The sequence below is a fragment of the Herminiimonas sp. NPDC097707 genome (assembly GCF_044761395.1).
GTDB lineage: Bacteria > Pseudomonadota > Gammaproteobacteria > Burkholderiales > Burkholderiaceae_D > Oxalicibacterium.
Genome location: NZ_JBIWCI010000001.1, coordinates 129820 through 146390 on the forward strand (window position 1 = coordinate 129820; position 16571 = coordinate 146390).

Annotated in this window: 16 protein-coding genes; 6 read left to right on the forward strand and 10 right to left on the reverse strand. The window is 54.1% G+C overall.

Annotated features, from left to right (window positions below; all coding sequences use genetic code 11):
• Positions 1-3 precede the first annotated feature (3 nt).
• The 3 genes from ACIQW9_RS00625 to ACIQW9_RS00635 all read right to left on the reverse strand — a co-directional run bounded on the left by ACIQW9_RS00625 (position 4) and on the right by ACIQW9_RS00635 (position 4127).
• On the reverse strand, positions 4-1809 hold the full coding sequence (locus ACIQW9_RS00625) for an ABC transporter permease (RefSeq protein ID WP_402331602.1): 1806 nt from the start codon (positions 1807-1809) through the stop codon (positions 4-6).
• A 122-nt stretch (positions 1810-1931) separates the two neighbouring features.
• Positions 1932-3032: an ABC transporter substrate-binding protein gene (locus tag ACIQW9_RS00630; RefSeq protein WP_402331605.1), complete on the reverse strand. Its 1101-nt coding sequence runs from the start codon at positions 3030-3032 to the stop codon at positions 1932-1934.
• Between the two features lie 123 nt (positions 3033-3155).
• Positions 3156-4127, reverse strand: coding sequence for a Bug family tripartite tricarboxylate transporter substrate binding protein (locus ACIQW9_RS00635; protein WP_402331608.1), 972 nt, complete (start codon positions 4125-4127; stop codon positions 3156-3158).
• 344 nt (positions 4128-4471) lie between these two features.
• Between ACIQW9_RS00635 and ACIQW9_RS00640 the strand changes: the two genes are divergently transcribed.
• Positions 4472-5155: a response regulator gene (locus ACIQW9_RS00640; protein ID WP_402331611.1), complete on the forward strand. Its 684-nt coding sequence runs from the start codon at positions 4472-4474 to the stop codon at positions 5153-5155.
• Positions 5152-6621, forward strand: coding sequence for a sensor histidine kinase N-terminal domain-containing protein (locus ACIQW9_RS00645; protein WP_402331613.1), 1470 nt, complete (start codon positions 5152-5154; stop codon positions 6619-6621). Before ACIQW9_RS00640 ends, ACIQW9_RS00645 begins: the two co-directional genes overlap by 4 nt.
• A 349-nt stretch (positions 6622-6970) precedes the next feature.
• On the opposite strand, the gene ACIQW9_RS00650 is transcribed toward ACIQW9_RS00645, so the two are convergent.
• From ACIQW9_RS00650 to ACIQW9_RS00665, 4 genes are all read right to left on the reverse strand, one after another.
• On the reverse strand, positions 6971-7762 hold the full coding sequence (locus tag ACIQW9_RS00650; protein ID WP_402331616.1) for an alpha/beta hydrolase: 792 nt from the start codon (positions 7760-7762) through the stop codon (positions 6971-6973).
• 63 nt (positions 7763-7825) lie between these two features.
• Positions 7826-9637, reverse strand: coding sequence for a GspE/PulE family protein (locus ACIQW9_RS00655; protein WP_402331618.1), 1812 nt, complete (start codon positions 9635-9637; stop codon positions 7826-7828).
• A 54-nt stretch (positions 9638-9691) separates the two neighbouring features.
• Positions 9692-10522, reverse strand: a complete 831-nt coding sequence (locus ACIQW9_RS00660; RefSeq protein ID WP_402331621.1) for a spermidine synthase — start codon at positions 10520-10522, stop codon at positions 9692-9694.
• A gap of 25 nt (positions 10523-10547) precedes the next feature.
• Positions 10548-11057: a DNA-deoxyinosine glycosylase gene (locus ACIQW9_RS00665; protein WP_402331623.1), complete on the reverse strand. Its 510-nt coding sequence runs from the start codon at positions 11055-11057 to the stop codon at positions 10548-10550.
• A gap of 66 nt (positions 11058-11123) precedes the next feature.
• Between ACIQW9_RS00665 and ACIQW9_RS00670 the strand changes: the two genes are divergently transcribed.
• The 4 genes from ACIQW9_RS00670 (at position 11124) to ACIQW9_RS00685 (ending at position 13098) form a co-directional block, all read left to right on the forward strand.
• Positions 11124-11873 (forward strand): SDR family oxidoreductase, encoded by a 750-nt coding sequence (locus ACIQW9_RS00670; protein WP_402331626.1) that lies wholly within the window; start codon positions 11124-11126, stop codon positions 11871-11873.
• Between the two features lie 49 nt (positions 11874-11922).
• Positions 11923-12399 (forward strand): ecotin, encoded by a 477-nt coding sequence (locus tag ACIQW9_RS00675; protein WP_402331628.1) that lies wholly within the window; start codon positions 11923-11925, stop codon positions 12397-12399.
• A gap of 120 nt (positions 12400-12519) precedes the next feature.
• On the forward strand, positions 12520-12741 hold the full coding sequence (locus tag ACIQW9_RS00680) for a hypothetical protein (protein ID WP_402331631.1): 222 nt from the start codon (positions 12520-12522) through the stop codon (positions 12739-12741).
• 90 nt (positions 12742-12831) lie between these two features.
• Positions 12832-13098: a hypothetical protein gene (locus ACIQW9_RS00685; protein WP_402331634.1), complete on the forward strand. Its 267-nt coding sequence runs from the start codon at positions 12832-12834 to the stop codon at positions 13096-13098.
• Positions 13099-13197: 99 nt separating this feature from the next.
• On the opposite strand, the gene ACIQW9_RS00690 is transcribed toward ACIQW9_RS00685, so the two are convergent.
• From ACIQW9_RS00690 to ACIQW9_RS00700, 3 genes are all read right to left on the reverse strand, one after another.
• Positions 13198-13593 (reverse strand): DUF1090 domain-containing protein, encoded by a 396-nt coding sequence (locus ACIQW9_RS00690; protein WP_402331637.1) that lies wholly within the window; start codon positions 13591-13593, stop codon positions 13198-13200.
• Between the two features lie 209 nt (positions 13594-13802).
• Positions 13803-15230: an aspartate ammonia-lyase gene (locus tag ACIQW9_RS00695; RefSeq protein ID WP_402331640.1), complete on the reverse strand. Its 1428-nt coding sequence runs from the start codon at positions 15228-15230 to the stop codon at positions 13803-13805.
• A 379-nt stretch (positions 15231-15609) separates the two neighbouring features.
• Positions 15610-16527: a LysR family transcriptional regulator gene (locus ACIQW9_RS00700; protein ID WP_402331643.1), complete on the reverse strand. Its 918-nt coding sequence runs from the start codon at positions 16525-16527 to the stop codon at positions 15610-15612.
• Between the last annotated feature and the right edge of the window lie 44 nt (positions 16528-16571).

The window sequence follows — 16571 nt, forward strand, 5'->3', positions numbered from 1 at the left end:
TGATTAGTCGTGCAGCTTGACGCCGAAGCGCAGTGCGATACCGAGGCCGATGGCCACCAGCGTGATGTTGATAAAGGAGAGGGTGGCGACCAGATCGACGGAGCCGGAAGCCCACAGCGAGACGATCAGCGCGCCTATGACTTCGGTGCCGGGCGACAGCAGATAGACGCCGGTCGAATATTCACGTTCGAAAATCAGGAACACCATCAGCCAGGCGCCGAGCACGCCGTAGCGCACCAGCGGCAAGGTGACGTCGCGCGTGACTTGCGAACGACGTGCGCCGACCGCACGTGCGGCTTCTTCCAGTTCCGGCCCCACTTGCAGCAAGGCGGTGGTGATCAGGCGCAAGCCGTAAGCCAGCCACACCACCGAGTACGCCAGCCACACCGAGAAAATAGTGGAGCGTAATTCACGCAATTGCGGAATGACGTTCTCCACCATCCAGATCGCGATGAAGTTGTCATACCCCTTTAGCAAGCTATCGAGGAAGGAGGGGACGAACAGGAACACCCACAGGAAGGACAGGCCAGCCAGCAAGCCTGGTATGGCGCGTGGAATCAATACGCTGTAATCGAGGAAGCGTGTGATGCCGTCCGACTTGCGATGCATGGCGAGTGCGATACAGCAGTAGCAAGCTACTGCCAGCGCGCCGCCGATGACGCCGATCATGATGGTGTTGACGATGCCGCGTACCAGTGACGGCTGTTCCCAGATGTCGCGGAAATGCTGGAAGGTAAAGGTATCGATCAGCGATACGCCATAACCCCAGTGCGAAACGAATGCGCGCAAGGTGATGCCGGACAAAGGAATCACAATCGTGAAAATCAGCCATGCTGCGATCAGGCTGAAGGCCAGCCATTTCCATTTGCCAAGGGGCAGTGCTTTCTGACGCGAGCCTTTGCCTTTGATCGAAACATATTTGTTGGCTGAACGCAGCAACCAGCGCTGGATCATCACCAGCGGCAGCGTGACTGCGACCAGACACACCGCCACTGCGGCCATCAAATGATAGGAAGGCGTGCCGAGTTTGTTGGTCAGCTTGTACAGATAAGTCGGCAAGACCAGATGGCCTTCCGGATCGCCCAGTACCAGCACCAGACCGAATACTTCAAAACCGAGGAAGAACACCAGTACGCCGGCGTATGCCAGCGCCGGCATGATCATCGGCAGCGAGACATGCAAGGCAACCTGCAGCGGCGACGCGCCGGCGACGCGTGCAGCTTCTTCTACATCGGCGCCCAGGCTCTTGAGTGCGGCAGAGGCGTACAGATACACATGCGGTACGTGGGTCAGCCCGGCGATGATGACGATGCTGGGGAAAGCGTACACATTCCACGGTGTTGCTTCTATGCCGACCAGGCGCAGCATGTCTTGCATCCACACAGTGTAGAAGCCGACTGGTCCCATCGACACCACATAGCCGAAAGCAATCACCATCGGCGATACAAAAATCGGCACCAGCAAGAGTGGCGCAATCCAGTTGCGACCCGGCAGATCGGTGCGCACCATCAGGAAGGCCAGCATGCTGCCCAGCGGTACGGCGATCAATGCCAGACCGCTGGCGAGCAACAGACCATTAATGAAAGCTTGGCGGAAATCGGGATCGTCGAAGATGAAGCGATACGGTTCCAGGCTCAGTGTTTTGATCGGTGCAAAAAATGGCGCGGATAAAAAGCTTTGATAAAAAATCAGCGTTAGCGGCAGAAAGATGGCAATCGCTGCCAGCGTAACGACCAGTCCGCGCGGCCAGTTAAGGCGCACCAGCCAGGAACGGCTGGGTAGCGGATGGGGAGAAGTAATCGAAGTCATAAATAGAAATACCTTGCATCAGCTGTGTTAAATCGCAGGGTGGATATAGCCTTGAGCTCTGCAGTCATCTCGACAGCCTGGTGGAAGGCGAGACGCTTTCCACCAGGCTCGAAACAGATGAATTACTTCTTGCCTGCAGCTTCTTTCCATTGCTTCAGGAATGCCAGGCGTTTGGTTTGATCCAGGTATTGCAGCAGGGCCGGTGTAATCGCAATCGGTTTGAGTGCGCCGCCGAGTTGTGTCGTCAGACTTGCCAGTGTTGAAGTGCCGGTGACGTCGGAGCGCAATGAATACAGTTGCGATTCATTGGCGATGATGGTTTGGCCGCGTTTGGACAGCAGGTAGTCGATCCACAACTTGGACGCATTCATGTTTCTCGCCGACTTGTTGATGAACACCACACGCGACAACACCAGGTTGTAATCCTTGGTGAAGACAACACCGAGCGATGGGTCCTTGGCCGCACGCGCCTGTGCGTAGGAACCGATCACGTTGTAGCCGATCAGGTTCTCGCCGGATGAAATGCGCTCCAGCATGGTGCCGGTCGAGGATTGCACGCGGAGGCCGACATCGCCGAAGGACTTGGCCAGATTCCAGAATTGCGGATTGATCTGTGCATCTTCGGTAATGAAGAGGAAGCCGACACCTGATTTTTCAATGTCGTAGCTGGTGACCTTGTTGCGGAATTTTTCTGCCTTGGTGTGCAGTAGTTTCAGCAGATCGTCGTGAGTTGCAGGTACTTCATCTGCGTTGACAAGACGTTTGTTGTAAACGATGGCCAGCGGTTCAAAGGTCGTGCCGTAAGCGCTGTCCTTGTAGTTGGCCCAGGCCGGAATGGCGGTGGCTTCCTGCGATTTGTAAGTCGCGCCGTAGCCTTCGCTGACCAGCTTGAATTGCAAGTCCATCGCAGACGACCACAACACGTCGGCAGTAGCGCCGCCGGCAGCTGCTTCTGAAATGAAGCGGTTATACACTTCAGTCGAATTCATGTCGTTGAATTCAATCTTGATACCCGGATAGAGTGTGCCGAAATCCTTGAGCAGCGGTTCTACAGCCTTGGAGTCGGTGGCGCTGTAAATCACCAGCTTGCCTTCCTTCTTGGCGCCGTCAACGATCTTGGCGTAGTCGGCAGAATAACCGGCCGGAACTTGTGCCGACACATGTAATGTGAAGCTCAACGAGAGCGCTGTCAGTGCGATGGCTATAGGTTTTTTAATCAACATTTGCTTCGTCTCCTAGAGGTGAGTTATTCAATAAGGCGCAGGGAACCCAGGACAAGTCCAAATGGGCTTGCCGCCTTGTGCGCTTCACGGAATTTTTTTGCCGAATAATTCGGCGGGCCAGACTTATCTGATCAAGCCAAGTTGGTCAGATTGCTTACGGTAGTCTTCAACGGTTTTATGGATGTACCTGGTCAATTGGTCGCCGGTTATCGCCAGTGGATACAAGCCGTAGTCAGCACGTAATTTTTCGAATTCATGCGTCGACATCATTTGATCGAAGGTATGAACCCAGCGTCGGTACGCTGCATCGCTGACCTGAGGTCCCATGTAGAAGCCGCGTATGATCGGCCAGCTGACATCGATGCCTTGTTCGATTGCAGTTGGCACATTGGCCAATGCACCTGGCAAGCGTTTTTCTGCCAGCACGGCAAGGACGCGAATTTCTCCGTCCACTGTGTGCAGCGTGGCTTCGGAAGCATCGCCGGAGATTACTTGTACGTGGCCGGCACGCAAGGCGGTGAATGCCTCGCCGCCGCCTTCCAGTGCAACGAAGCGCAAACTCTTGGGATCGATCTTGCTTTGCTTGGCCAGCAAGGTAATCTTGAGCCAGTCCTGACTACCAACAGTGCCCGCCGTACCTATGGTGAGCTTGGATGGTTGCTGCTTGAGCACCTTGATCAAGTCGCTCAATGTTTTGTATGGAGAGTCGTTGCGAACTGCGATCATGCCGTAGTCGACACCTATCGCCGCAACCCAGCGCACATTGTTGACATCGGCATTGCCGTATTTACCTTGGGCCAGATTCATCAGGGAGCCGCCGGAGAATGCGACCAGGGTATCGGCTTCAGCACGGCGTTGCGTGACGATGGAGTTCCAGGCAACCGCGCCGATGCCGCCGGGCAAATAGCTGATCTTGACGTCAAGATCCTTGTCGGCAGGGGATGGATGTGTTTGCAAGGCCTGCTGAATCAGCTTGCAGGTCACGGACATGCCGCCGCCCGGCTTGGCTGGCGCAATACATTGCACCGGTGCCGCGTAGGCACTGAATGTGATGCATGCACTGAGTGCACAAATCAATGTGATTCGGGTAGTCATTGTCTCCTGCCCATCCTCTATTTGGCCGCTCGATTTTTTTCGAACGACTCGGTTTTATTTATTTGTTCAGCCTGTACAAATTTCTTTACAGAAAGTGCAAGCGGACTGATTATGCATCCGGCAAGAGCGAGCTCACCAGTTAATGCAGCGATTGATACAAATGTATTGCTCGTTTTTTTCATCATAACGGTTCGAATCTTTCAATTACCTTTCATAGAATTCATTTCACAGATACCCGGTCCGCACTCGCGGTTATTGATGAAATGAGTTCTGGAATTTTGCCAAGTGCCATTTTCTATGTGAGTATTGGCGGCTGATATTTCCTTACCTTTGCGTACAAGGCCATGCGAATTTTACTGATTGAAGATCATGTCGAGTTATCGCGCTGGCTGACCAAGGCGCTGCAAGATGCGCATTGGTCAGTCGAATGTGCAATGAACGGCGCTGATGCCGACAGCTTGCTGCATACCCAGCAGTATGCCTTGGTGATACTCGATTTGACCTTGCCCAAGATGGATGGCCTGGAGGTATTGAAGCGCCTGCGCGCGCGGGGCAGCAAGACACCTGTGCTGATCCTGACGGCGCGGGGCGGTTTGCAGGACAGGGTGCAGGGTTTGAACCTTGGCGCTGATGATTATCTGGCCAAGCCTTTTGAGCTGGTTGAGCTGGAGGCGCGCGTCAAGGCCTTGTTGCGCCGTGCCCAAGGTGGCGAAGCGCCTGTTTATAGCTGCGGGGCACTCAGCTTCGATACGGTGTCGCGTATGTTCAGCTATGGCGATGCCGCATTGGCGCTGACACCACGCGAACATGCGGTGCTGGAAGTCTTGATCAGTCGTGCCGGGCGCGCGGTTTCCAAGGAAAAAATATTCGATGATGTATTTGCCCTGGTGGACGACGCCAATCCCGATGCGATAGAAATTTACATCCATCGATTGCGCAAGAAATTACAACACGATGGCGAGGGCGCAGTTGCCATCACGACCTTGCGCGGTTTGGGTTATTTGCTAGAAATCGCCGGCAAAAAATGACTTCAAGCGCAGCCATCAAACCTATCAAATCCCTGGGCAGCTTGCGTGGCCAGTTATTGCGCTGGCTTTTGATCCCCTTGTTGCTGGTGGTGGCGCTGGATGCTTTTTCGGTTTATCGCAATGCGCTGGATGTAGCGGATCTGGCGTATGACCGCGCCTTGCTGGCTTCGACGCGTGCCTTGGCGGAACGGGTTTCAGTGGTGGATGGCAGGGTGGTGGCCGATGTGCCGTATGTGGCCCTGGATAGTTTCGAGACCGATACGCTGGGACGAATCTATTACAAGGTAACCGGCACGCATGGCGAGTTTGTCTCCGGTTACGAGGATTTGCCCGTTTTGCCACCGGATGTTCCACGTTCCGAAATCTATCCGGCTTTGGTGCACTTTTATCACGCCACGTATCAAGGTCAAGCGGTACGCATCGCGGCCTTGTATCAGCCGGTCTACGATGATTCCATGCGTGGCATCGCCTTGATTCAGGTGGGCGAAACCATGGATGCGCGCAGCGATCTGACGCGAAAAATTCTCTTCAGCACTTTATGGCGTCAAGGCTTGCTGGTGATGGTCGCAGCTTTGCTGGTATGGTTTGCGGTGCGTCTGGTATTGCGCCCGTTGATGCAACTGAAAGCGGAAGTGGAGGCGCGTTCGCCGACTGATCTGGCAGATTTGAATGCCGATCGTGTGCACAAGGAAGTCCGTCCGCTGGTTGCTGCAATGAATGGCTATATGGGACATTTGCAGGCGCTGATCACAGGACAGCGTCGTTTTATCGCAGATGCTTCGCATCAATTGCGTACACCGTTGACGGTGTTGAAGACGCAGGCGGAATTGGCGCTGCGCCAACTTGAGCGCAATCCGAACGATCCGCGCGCCTTGCAGGATATGCGCGAGATTGTTGAAAGTATTGCCGGCACTACTGAATCCACTGCACATCTGGCAAATCGCTTACTGACGCTGGCACGCGCCGAGCATGGCGTGAAAGAGAGCGATATCGAGCCAGTTTCGCTCACGAATGTAACGCGCCAGGTCGGCATGGAGCATGCGCCTGCAGCAGTCAAAAAACAAATTGATTTGTCATTCGATGCGCCCGAAGAAGTCATGATCAAGGGGCATGCGCTGTTGTTGCATGAATTGATTAGTAATCTGGTGGATAACGCCATTCATTACACGCCTATGCATGGCAGAGTCATTTTGCGTGTGCGACGGGATACCGTTTTGCAGCGCGCGATACTCGAAGTGGAGGACAACGGCATAGGGGTTCCCAAAGAAGATCGGGAGCGGGTTTTTTCTGCTTTTTATCGTTCGCCGTTGGCACAGCAGCAAAATCTGGGTGGTGCGGGTTTGGGTTTGTCTATCGTGCGCGATATTACCTTGTCGCATGGTGGGAATATTGCACTGTCGGATGCCGATGAAGGAAATGCCGCTTGCCCCGGGCTGAAAATCACGATTGATTTTCCATTGCTATAAATTCACAGCGTGTTTTGCAAGGGCAGGAATGCAAGCCTTGAATTGAAATCAGCACGACCAAGCGTGCTGATGTTGATAATTTCTATGATTCTAGAAGCATTACTGACGCTTTGATTCTTCCTTCTTCAGCTTTTTCGCTTCCTTCTTTTCCTTCATCGTTTTGAGAGGCTCTTTCTTCACGGCCTTTTTGCTGTCCTGACTTTTACTCATGATGTTCTCCGTAACAGATCAATGAACGTTAATAAATAGCGCTACAAGTGCGTCTTCCTCACTATAGCAAGCTATTGCATATGTACCGAGCTATTTAGGTCGACGGCAGATCACTTTGCCTGTCTTGCATGCAAGGCAATCAATTTGCGAGCATCCAGTTGGACATCTTTCCGACTACATCGTTGTCGAGCCCATTGAATCCGTGATGCGCGCGTGCGTTGCAGGCATCGCCCACATCGTCGCCGCCAGTAAAGGAAATCAGCTGTTTCTTCGGTGCATCGCGCAGTTTATCCATCAGATTGGAAGTCAGACTGAAGGAGCAGAGTCTGCAACCATCCTGTTCATGATGAGCGACAAGTACGGGAATCTGCAATGTGTCCATAGGCATGGAGAGTACGGACGGGCCTTCGCTATCGACCAGAATAGTGGAAGTGAGCGCCAGGCCATCCGGTCCGTCTGGCGGCTGCAGTTGCGTCGCGACAAAGGCGGCTGATTGCGTACCGCGACTGGTGCCAACCAACCAGACCGGTGTCTTTGTCTGTCTTCGTACCCAGGCAATGACAGTCTTGATATCGGTCAGGTGTTCCGGTGTCTGGCGGAAACCCCTCAAGAATGGCGGGGACAGGCGGTCGGAAGGCGCATCGACGAGCACCACCAGAAAACCTTGATTGGTGAAGAGTTGCCTGGCGCGAACCAGAAAATTATCCCGGCCCCAATGGATGGCTCCATCCGATGATATTTGCAAACCACCATGACCTCCTGCAAGCAAAATGACGGCAGCTTTAGGTGCAGGCGGGGCCAGTACGAGCATGCGTTGCATCACGCCGGGTCTGGTCGGGAGATCGACGACTTTTTCCGGGGTTTGCGCGTAGACGATGCTCACGCAAGAAAGGAGAAGCAGGCCGAATATGGATTTCATCATGCCATTCATCACAGTTCTCCGGGATGGTCGTTCATGACGGGATGAACGGCTTGTGTTTGCTGTAGCGTCTTGTTACGTCAATGCAGCGGTGACCTTCAGGACTTCTTCCGCCGTCGTTACGCCTTCGATGATCTTCAAAGCACCGGCCAGGCGCAGCGGTTTCATGCCATCGGAAACGCTTTGCTGCTTCAACTGATGGATGTCGGTTTCGGCCTTGATCATCTTGGAAAACGTTTGCGTGATGGTCAGCAATTCGTACAGGCCGGTACGGCCGCGATAACCGGTCTGGCGGCATTCGGGGCAGCCAACCGGACGATAGATGACGGATGGTTTCGGAATATCCCAGCCTTCGGCAAGACTTTGCCAGACGTCATCGAGCATTTCACCGTCCGGCGATTTGCAGTGATTGCACAAGGTACGCGTCAGGCGCTGCGCCATGATGCCGATCAGTGTCGATTCCAGCAGGTAATAGGGTACGCCCAGTTCCAGCAAACGCATGACGGCGGACGGCGCATCGTTGGTGTGCAGTGTCGATAGCACCAGGTGGCCGGTGAGCGCAGCCTGGATGGCCATTTCGGCAGTTTCCAGATCGCGGATCTCGCCGATCATGATGATGTCCGGATCTTGCCGCATCAGCGAACGTACGCCATCGGCAAACGACAAATCGATGCCGTGCTGTACCTGCATTTGATTGAACGATCCTTCCACCATTTCAATCGGATCTTCCACCGTGCAGACATTGACTTCGCTGGTCGCCAGCGCTTTCAGCGTGGTGTACAAGGTTGTGGTCTTGCCGGAGCCGGTCGGGCCAGTCACCAGAATAATGCCGTGCGGACGCGCGGTCAGCTTGTCCCAGCGCGCTGCATCGTCCGGCGGAAAGCCGAGCTCGGGCAGCGATTTGACGACCACATCGGGATCGAAAATCCGCATTACCAGTTTTTCGCCAAAGGCGGTCGGCATTGTCGATAAACGCAATTCGACTTCCTGGCCGTTATTAGTGCGCGTCTTGATGCGGCCATCCTGTGGGCGGCGTTTTTCGATCACGTCCATGCGGCCCAGCAGTTTGATGCGCGCAGTCATCGCGATCATGACGATGGGCGGCACCTGATACACCTGATGCAGCACGCCATCGATGCGGAAGCGGATCGCGCACAGGTCGCGCTTCGGTTCCAGATGAATGTCGGATGCGCGCTGATCGAATGCGTATTGCCACAACCAATCAACGATATTGATGATGTGCTGGTCGTTGGCATCGACCTGTTTGCTGCTGTTGCCGAGCTCGACCAGTTGTTCGAAGTTGTTGCGCAGCGCCAGATCCTGGCCATTGAGTTTCTTTGCGCCCTTGATCGATTTTGCCAGTGCAAAAAACTGCGTTGTGTACTGAGCGATTTCGAGCGGATTGGCGATCACCAGCTTGACGTTGCGCCGCGTGATCTTGGCGATCTCGGCTTCCCATTCGATGGCGAAAGGCTCGGAGGTCGCAACCACCAGTTCGCTCGGCGTCATTTCGACCGGCAGGATATGGAAGCGCGTGGCATACGAAGCCGACATCACATCGGCCACACAGGTGAAATCGATCTTCAGCGGGTCGATGCGGTAGAACGGCAGCTTGACCTTGCCGGCTACCCATTCAGTCAGCCAGTCCAGTGTGACCGGCCTGTGCGGCGCCGTAGCGGACAGCAGCTTGCATTGCGCCACAGCCACCAGCGGATGCATCGCGATTGACGCATTCTTGTAAATGGCCTGCGACTGGTTGTAGAGGGCTTTGACATCATCCTTGGCGACGATGCCGTCGGCCAGCAGCCAGGTGAAAATCTGCTGCAGGTCCAGTTTTTTGATGGCAGGCTTGTTCGTCGCAATCGGTGTAGCGCTAGCAGTTGGCATGACCATGACCCATTAGATGGAACAGTAAAACGATGTTAACACACGGCTGCTGCCTTATTGCTGCGCCTGCCATGCCTTGATGCCGTTGACCCAGGATTTTGCCGGCAATTTTGTGGTCGCAGTGATCTGCGCCGCACGTTCGTACAGCGCCGCGATATCCAGCGTTGGCGTGGTATTGAATGCGATGGCGATGACATTGCCGTCATGGACTTCCGGCAGGGAAATCACGGTATCGAACGCGAAGTGCATTGCGCTCAGATTTCTGGCATAACTCGGATGATCGCCAAACAGATTCACCGTCATGATGCCGTCCGGCGTCAGGCAGGCCGCACACGATTGATAAAATTCCGGCGTATCGAGCACCGGGCCGCGTGCGGTGGCGTCGTATACATCGACTTGCAAGGCATCGATACGACCCAGATTGGCCGGATCGTTGACATATTCCAGCGCATCCATTTCGATCACGTTCAGCCGCTCGTCGTTAGCCGGCAGCTTGAACATCGTTTCGCAGATCGTGATGACGGAAGGATTCAGATCAACTGCGGTGACCTGCGCTTCGCGGAACCATTTGTAGCTGAACTTGGTCAGTGATCCGGTACCCAGGCCGAGTTGCACGATGTGCTGCGGCTTGTCGTTGAACAGCATCCACGCCATCATTTGCTGCGCATATTCGAGCTCGATCCAGTCGGGTTTGCTGATGCGCATCGCGCCCTGTACCCATTCGGTGCCGAAATGCAGATAACGGATGCCGAACTGTTCGGACAGGGTGACCGGAGCGAATTTTACTTTCCGTGTCGGCTTGGGTTTTGCGGGTGTAATAGATTTTTTCCCCGGGCCGCTTTTCAGATTGGCGTCGGCTTCTATGGATTTACGTTTGATCAGCATGAATTCAGTGTGAGGATTTTTTAACTTACAGCATGATACCGCGCCAGACCGCCAGTTTCTGCTCAAATGTCATGGCGGCATAGGCGGGGGAAGAGGAGGGCAGCACGAATGTTTCAAAACCCGCTGCTGCGAAGTGCGCTTCCTGCCTGCCGGCAGTCTTGCCGTTGAATGCAATGCGCGTGAGTGCCGGCGCCAATTGCCTGAGTTGCGCATAATCATTGTGCCTGGCTGCGCGGATTGCGCTATCCAGGCTGCCCTGGCGTGCGCAGGCATCGATCACGTCCCATACGCCGATGCGATGGGACAGTAATGTATCCAGCCGGTCTGCGTATGGCAGAGCGACCAGATCTTCATGGATCAAGGCTGATAGCAGACGCCAGAATTGATTGCGCGGGTGCGCGTAGTATTGTTGCGCGGTCAACGATGCTATTCCGGGGAAACTGCCCAGAATCAGAATTTCAGTCTTGTGATCGATGACGGGTGCGAAGCCGGACAGCAATGAATCCTGGTGCGGCGGTTGGCTGGAAGCGGACATGCTGGTATTTTAATGTACGACAGCAAACGGACAATATTCAATTTTTGCATCATAAGGAGAGAGTACATGAGCAAGAAAGTGATGATCGTCACCGGAGGCAGCCGAGGCATAGGTGCTGAAATTGCCAAGCTGGGCGCCATCGACGGCTATGCCGTATGCATCAGTTATCTGCATAACAAGGCTGCAGCAGATGCAGTAGTCGATCTCATCAAACAGACTGGCGGCACAGCGATGGCAATCGCGGCAGATATGGCAGTGGAAGCCGACATTCTGAACATGTTTGAAACCGTGGACAGGGAACTGGGCACGCTCACCGCACTGGTCAATAACGCGGGGATACTGGAGCAGCAGATGCGCGTCGATCAGATGGATGCCGCGCGCATGCAACGCATCTTTAACACCAATATTGTCGGGAGTTTTCTGTGCGCCCGTGAAGCGGTCAAGCGCATGTCGACCCTGCACGGCGGAGCAGGCGGTGCCATTGTCAATGTATCCTCGGTCGCGGCGCGTACCGGCGGCCCCGGAGAATATGTCGATTACGCCGCTTCCAAAGGCGCGATCGATACACTGACTATCGGACTGGCGAAGGAAGTCGCGACGGAAGGCATACGCGTCAATGCAGTCCGGCCCGGCGTGATTTATACGGAAATACATGCCAGCGGCGGTGAACCTGGACGCGTTGACAGGGTCAAGGGCAATGTGCCGATGCAACGCGGTGGCGAAGCGAATGAAGTTGCGCAAGCGGTGTTATGGTTGTTATCGGACAAGGCGTCTTACACGACAGGGACTTTGCTGGATGTGACTGGCGGACGCTAGCATCTGCAAGCAGAACAACAATTTTTATTCAAACGGAACTGAGGGGAAAATGAAAAAATCATGGTTCATCACACTCTTCGCATGCGTGCTCGCAATGCCGATTGCACATGCCGCCGACAATATGAAAGCATTTCCGCCAGCGGAACAGGGGATGACACGTCATGTGCTGCAACTCCCGAAGCAGAAGGATGAATCCGCCTTCAAGGTGGAGCTGATGGTCGGCAAGACGGTATCGGTAGATAAAGGGAATCGCTATTTCTTCGGCGGTGCGATGGAAGAAAAAAACATAGAAGGCTGGGGATATACGCGATACGTCTTGAGCAGTATCGGGCCCATGGCCGGCACGCTGATGGCGGTCGATCCCGATGCGCCCAAAGTAAATCGTTTCATCCCGCTAGGTGGTGAACCATATCTGATTCGCTATAACAGCAAGTTGCCGGTTGTGGTCTATGTGCCTGAAGGAGTTGAGGTGCGTTATCGGATATGGCGTGCCGGAGCAAAAGTCAAAAACATCGAACCAGGATGAACCTGCATTTGCAGGAAGAACAACTGCCTGAATAGGCCAGATCAACTGCCGGTATCAAACCGGTAATAAAGCTCGATTCGGATGTTTGATCATCAGAGGCATTTCTAAAAGGAAAACAAAATGAATGCAGTCAAACTCGCCGGTATCGTGCTGATCGTGGCAGGAACACTTGGTCTGGTATACGGCAGCTTTAGCTATACCAAGGAAACACATGAAGCCAAACTGGGGCCGCTCCAGTTCACCGTGCAGGAAAAAGAAACCGTGAACATTCCGGTGTGGGCTGGCGTAGGCGCAATCGCTTTGGGCGGCTTGCTGTTGGTGTTTGGCGGCAGGAAGGGTTAATGGTATTTGCCTCGTCCCTGAAGCATATGTTTATGCGCACGCAAGCGTACTGCGTACAATGTCCGCTTTAAACCCACGAGGCCATGAACAATGAAAAAAACAGGAATGGCAAAGAGCGACGCCAAGAAGCTGATGGGCAAGATGGCTGCACCCGGTGGCGCAGGTTTTGGCAGCGACAATGTTGTAGTAGTAGACCGGCGCGAACAGCGCAAGCGCGATCAGGCGCTGGGATTGATACCGTTTGCGGTCAAGCTCAATAGCGATCTGGTGCAGCAGTTACAGGCGCTGGCAAAAGAACGTGGTCTGGATCTGAATGAGGTGACGGCAGAGGTATTGATTAAAGGCCTCAAGGCTTGACCCACGTAGTAGAGGTATCAGACAACAAGAACGGCAGCTTGGGTTAACGGTTTATCAACCCAAGCTGCCGTGCTCGCAGAATGTGGAGCGGTTCAATCGTTATTGAGAAAGTTTATCCTTGGCTTTCTGCAGTTCGGCTTCCGCTTTTTGCAGTTTCTTTTGCTGTTGAGTGATTTTCTTTGGTTTGCCGTTGGCCTGGGCTTTTTCCAATTCCGCCTTGCGTTCGGCTACCTTGTTTTCTTTCTTTTTCACATCAGTTTCACGTTCGCGTCGCAAGCCTTCATCTGTGCAGTGATTGCTTATCTGTTTGAGTGCGATCTTCAGCTTGGCTTCTTGTGCTTTGTTGCCATGCGCGCGTGCATAGTCGAGCTGGGTTTGTACCTCCTGGCGTTTGGCGGCACAGCCGGTGAGTGTGTTCGCTTCGGCGGCGTGGCTTGCCGGCAAACTACACAGCAATAGAAGACCGAACAGATAACTACTTGAGAAGCTTTTCATCGGGCGACTCCTTACGTTGAGGGAATGTCGCTTCACTGTATAGGAACAGATGTCGTGGTGGCAACAGCATCCACAAATAAATACGGCGACCTGTGGTCGCCGTATTTGAGTATTACAAGTGAGTTACCTGGATGCCATGCCTAACAACATCTCGTTCAAACATTTCCCGCATCCAGCCGGATCGCTGAAATTTCCGTCTTCAGCCAGACTTAGCCTGAAATCAAGGCTTCTGTCTGGATCAGGTTTTCCAAGGCACCTGCCTGGGTCAGGTTTTCAGGCCGCAAGAGTTTTTGCATGTCAGCCTGACTCATAATACCCAGCTCTTCTGCCACCACGGCAATCGGCTTACCGCTCGCGATGGCGGCTTTCGCAATCGCCGCAGCCTTTTCATAACCAATCAGCGGATTCAGTGCCGTGACCAGGGTAACGGATTCTGCAATACGCTTCGCCAGTAAATCCTGATTGCTCTTGATGCCCTCTACACAGTTCACTTGAAGCGTGTGGCATGCCTTGGCAAGGTGTATCACACTCTTGTGCAGTGCCCAGCCGATCAAGGGTTCAAAGGCGTTGAGTTGCAGTTGTCCGCCTTCTGATGCCATGGTGATGGCAACGTCGTTACCAATGACTTCAAAGGCCACCTGGTTCATCACCTCGGGGATCACGGGATTGACCTTGCCCGGCATGATCGACGACCCTGCCTGTCGCGCCGGCAGCTGGATGTCGCCGATACCGGCCTGGGGGCCGGAGGAGAGCAGACGCAAGTCGTTGCTGATCTTGGAAAGTTTGGTGGCGATGCGCTTGAGTATGCCCGAGACATCGACGAAGCCGCTGGTATCCGAGGTCGCAGCAATCATGTCGCGTGCCTTGGTGACAGGGACGCCTGACAGTTCGGCGAGCTTTGGAATGACGACATCGACATAACCCACCGGCGCGTTGATGCCGGTGCCGATGGCGGTGCCGCCCAGGTTCACTTCAGTCATCAGGATGGCGGTTTCCCGCAGGCGCTTCTCGTCGTCGGCAATCATGCTCGCAAATGCGGCAAACTCCTGACCCAGCGTCATCGGTACGGCGTCTTGTAACTGGGTACGTCCGATCTTCAAAATGGAAACGAATTCGGTGGCCTTGGCTTCAAAGGCGCCACGCAGATTTGCGAGGGCCTGCAGCAGTTGATGAAGGTCGAACCAGATCGCAATCTTCAGTGCTGTTGGGTAGGCGTCGTTGGTGCTCTGGGATGCGTTGACGTGATCGTTCGGGTGAATGACGTCGTAGCGGCCTTTGTCCAAACCGAGGTGCTCAAGCGCACGATTGGCGATTACCTCGTTGGCATTCATATTGGTTGATGTGCCTGCACCGCCTTGTATGACATCGACGACGAATTGGTCGTGCAGTTGTCCGGCGATCAGATCGTCACATGCTTTTGAGATCGCGTCCGCCTGGCTGGTGTTGAGTACGCCCATTTGCAGGTTGGCATGAGCGGCAGCTTTTTTAACGAATGCAAAAGCACGAATGAGCTCCGGCATTTGCGCAACGGTTTGGCCGGTGATGGGGAAATTCTCCACCGCGCGGGCCGTATGTACGCCCCAATAGGCTGGGGGAGGGATGGCTTTGATGCCGAGGAAGTCGCGTTCTTGACGCATGATATGTCCTAGAAAAATGGTTGAAAAGTTGGCGTGGCTATGCATCACGAATGTGTATCGGGAATCTGCGATCGCCCTGCTGGGCAGGGGTGTTGTCAGTCTGATCACCTCGGGTTTCGAGGAGGCGCTAAGCTAAGAGGCTCCAATTGATAGGAGGGAGCCATGAGCAAGTTCACCTGAGGTCCGTGGATACGGCCAAGGTGCAACGCATCAAGGGGACAAAGCAGAAAAAATTATGGAAGTACTAAAAACGTATAACTCCCGCAAACATGCACGTTTTGGAAATCAAACGCCTTCGATATGATATCAGCATTGAAAAGTAGGCAGGAGAAGTGCTGCCATCTCTCGTAACGGTTGTTGATAGGAATGGTTTTCGTCACTACCAGATAGTTTTGCCTCGGTCTGTCCGATGGCTTTCAAACGCTTGCAGCATGAAATCGACCAACGCACGCGTCTTTGCGGACAGGTGATTTTTAGTCGGGAACACAATATAAATGTCAGCCTGCGGAAGCTGCCAGTCTTCAAGTACTGCTCTAAGTCGACCCGATCTGAGATAGGGCGCAACGTCCCATTCCGAACGCACCACAATTCCTTGCCCGTCTAGTGCCCAGGCAGTCGCGCATTCACCGTCATTGGCGCTTAAGGAACCGCGTACCTTAACTGTTTCTTGTTTGGCGCCCGAGCTGAAGTGCCAACTGCCGTATATCTCATCGCTTTCACGCAACAGTATGCAATTATGTTTTTGCAGGTCGCGTGGTGTCAGCGGAATACCGTGATTTTTCAGATAAGCGGGTGATGCACAAACCAGGCGACGGTTGTCGGCAATTTTGCGCGCAGTGAGCCGTGCATCGGGAAGCTGGCCGAAACGGATGTCGGCATCAAAACCCTGTTCCACCAGATTGACGGGGCGATCCGTTAAATGCAACTGCACATCGACCTCTGGATACAGTCGCGCAAAGGCTGACAGTTGAGGCGTGATGTGTCTGCGACCGAAGCCAAATGTGGCGCTGATTTTCAATAAGCCTTTGGCGGTAACGTTACCTCCCGAGATACGCTGTTCCAGCGCTTCGAGTTCAGCCACCAGGCGTGCCCCATCTGCGAGATATATTTCTCCTTCAGGTGTCAGGCTGATGCGTCGAGTGGTGCGATTGAGCAGGCGGACGCGCAAGCGGGCTTCTATGCCGGCCAGCCGTTTGCTTACTGAAGGGGGCGTCACGCCAAGCTCTTGCGCAGCAGCGGCCAGGCTGCCCCGCTTAACCAGCAATGCGAAAAATGCCAAATCCGAGATACCGTCCATTGGTTCCTAAAACGACTGAATGAATTAATTTTAAGTAAATTATA

Excerpts from the sequence above, each read along its gene's own strand:
- ACIQW9_RS00625 (WP_402331602.1), bottom strand. The coding sequence starts at position 1,809 with ATGACTTCGATTACTTCTCCCCATCCGCTACCCAGCCGTTCCTGGCTG.
- ACIQW9_RS00630 (WP_402331605.1), bottom strand. The coding sequence starts at position 3,032 with ATGTTGATTAAAAAACCTATAGCCATCGCACTGACAGCGCTCTCGTTG.
- ACIQW9_RS00635 (WP_402331608.1), bottom strand. The coding sequence starts at position 4,127 with ATGACTACCCGAATCACATTGATTTGTGCACTCAGTGCATGCATCACA.
- ACIQW9_RS00640 (WP_402331611.1), top strand. The coding sequence starts at position 4,472 with ATGCGAATTTTACTGATTGAAGATCATGTCGAGTTATCGCGCTGGCTG.
- ACIQW9_RS00645 (WP_402331613.1), top strand. The coding sequence starts at position 5,152 with ATGACTTCAAGCGCAGCCATCAAACCTATCAAATCCCTGGGCAGCTTG.
- ACIQW9_RS00650 (WP_402331616.1), bottom strand. The coding sequence starts at position 7,762 with ATGAATGGCATGATGAAATCCATATTCGGCCTGCTTCTCCTTTCTTGC.
- ACIQW9_RS00655 (WP_402331618.1), bottom strand. The coding sequence starts at position 9,637 with ATGCCAACTGCTAGCGCTACACCGATTGCGACGAACAAGCCTGCCATC.
- ACIQW9_RS00660 (WP_402331621.1), bottom strand. The coding sequence starts at position 10,522 with ATGCTGATCAAACGTAAATCCATAGAAGCCGACGCCAATCTGAAAAGC.
- ACIQW9_RS00665 (WP_402331623.1), bottom strand. The coding sequence starts at position 11,057 with ATGTCCGCTTCCAGCCAACCGCCGCACCAGGATTCATTGCTGTCCGGC.
- ACIQW9_RS00670 (WP_402331626.1), top strand. The coding sequence starts at position 11,124 with ATGAGCAAGAAAGTGATGATCGTCACCGGAGGCAGCCGAGGCATAGGT.
- ACIQW9_RS00675 (WP_402331628.1), top strand. The coding sequence starts at position 11,923 with ATGAAAAAATCATGGTTCATCACACTCTTCGCATGCGTGCTCGCAATG.
- ACIQW9_RS00680 (WP_402331631.1), top strand. The coding sequence starts at position 12,520 with ATGAATGCAGTCAAACTCGCCGGTATCGTGCTGATCGTGGCAGGAACA.
- ACIQW9_RS00685 (WP_402331634.1), top strand. The coding sequence starts at position 12,832 with ATGAAAAAAACAGGAATGGCAAAGAGCGACGCCAAGAAGCTGATGGGC.
- ACIQW9_RS00690 (WP_402331637.1), bottom strand. The coding sequence starts at position 13,593 with ATGAAAAGCTTCTCAAGTAGTTATCTGTTCGGTCTTCTATTGCTGTGT.
- ACIQW9_RS00695 (WP_402331640.1), bottom strand. The coding sequence starts at position 15,230 with ATGCGTCAAGAACGCGACTTCCTCGGCATCAAAGCCATCCCTCCCCCA.
- ACIQW9_RS00700 (WP_402331643.1), bottom strand. The coding sequence starts at position 16,527 with ATGGACGGTATCTCGGATTTGGCATTTTTCGCATTGCTGGTTAAGCGG.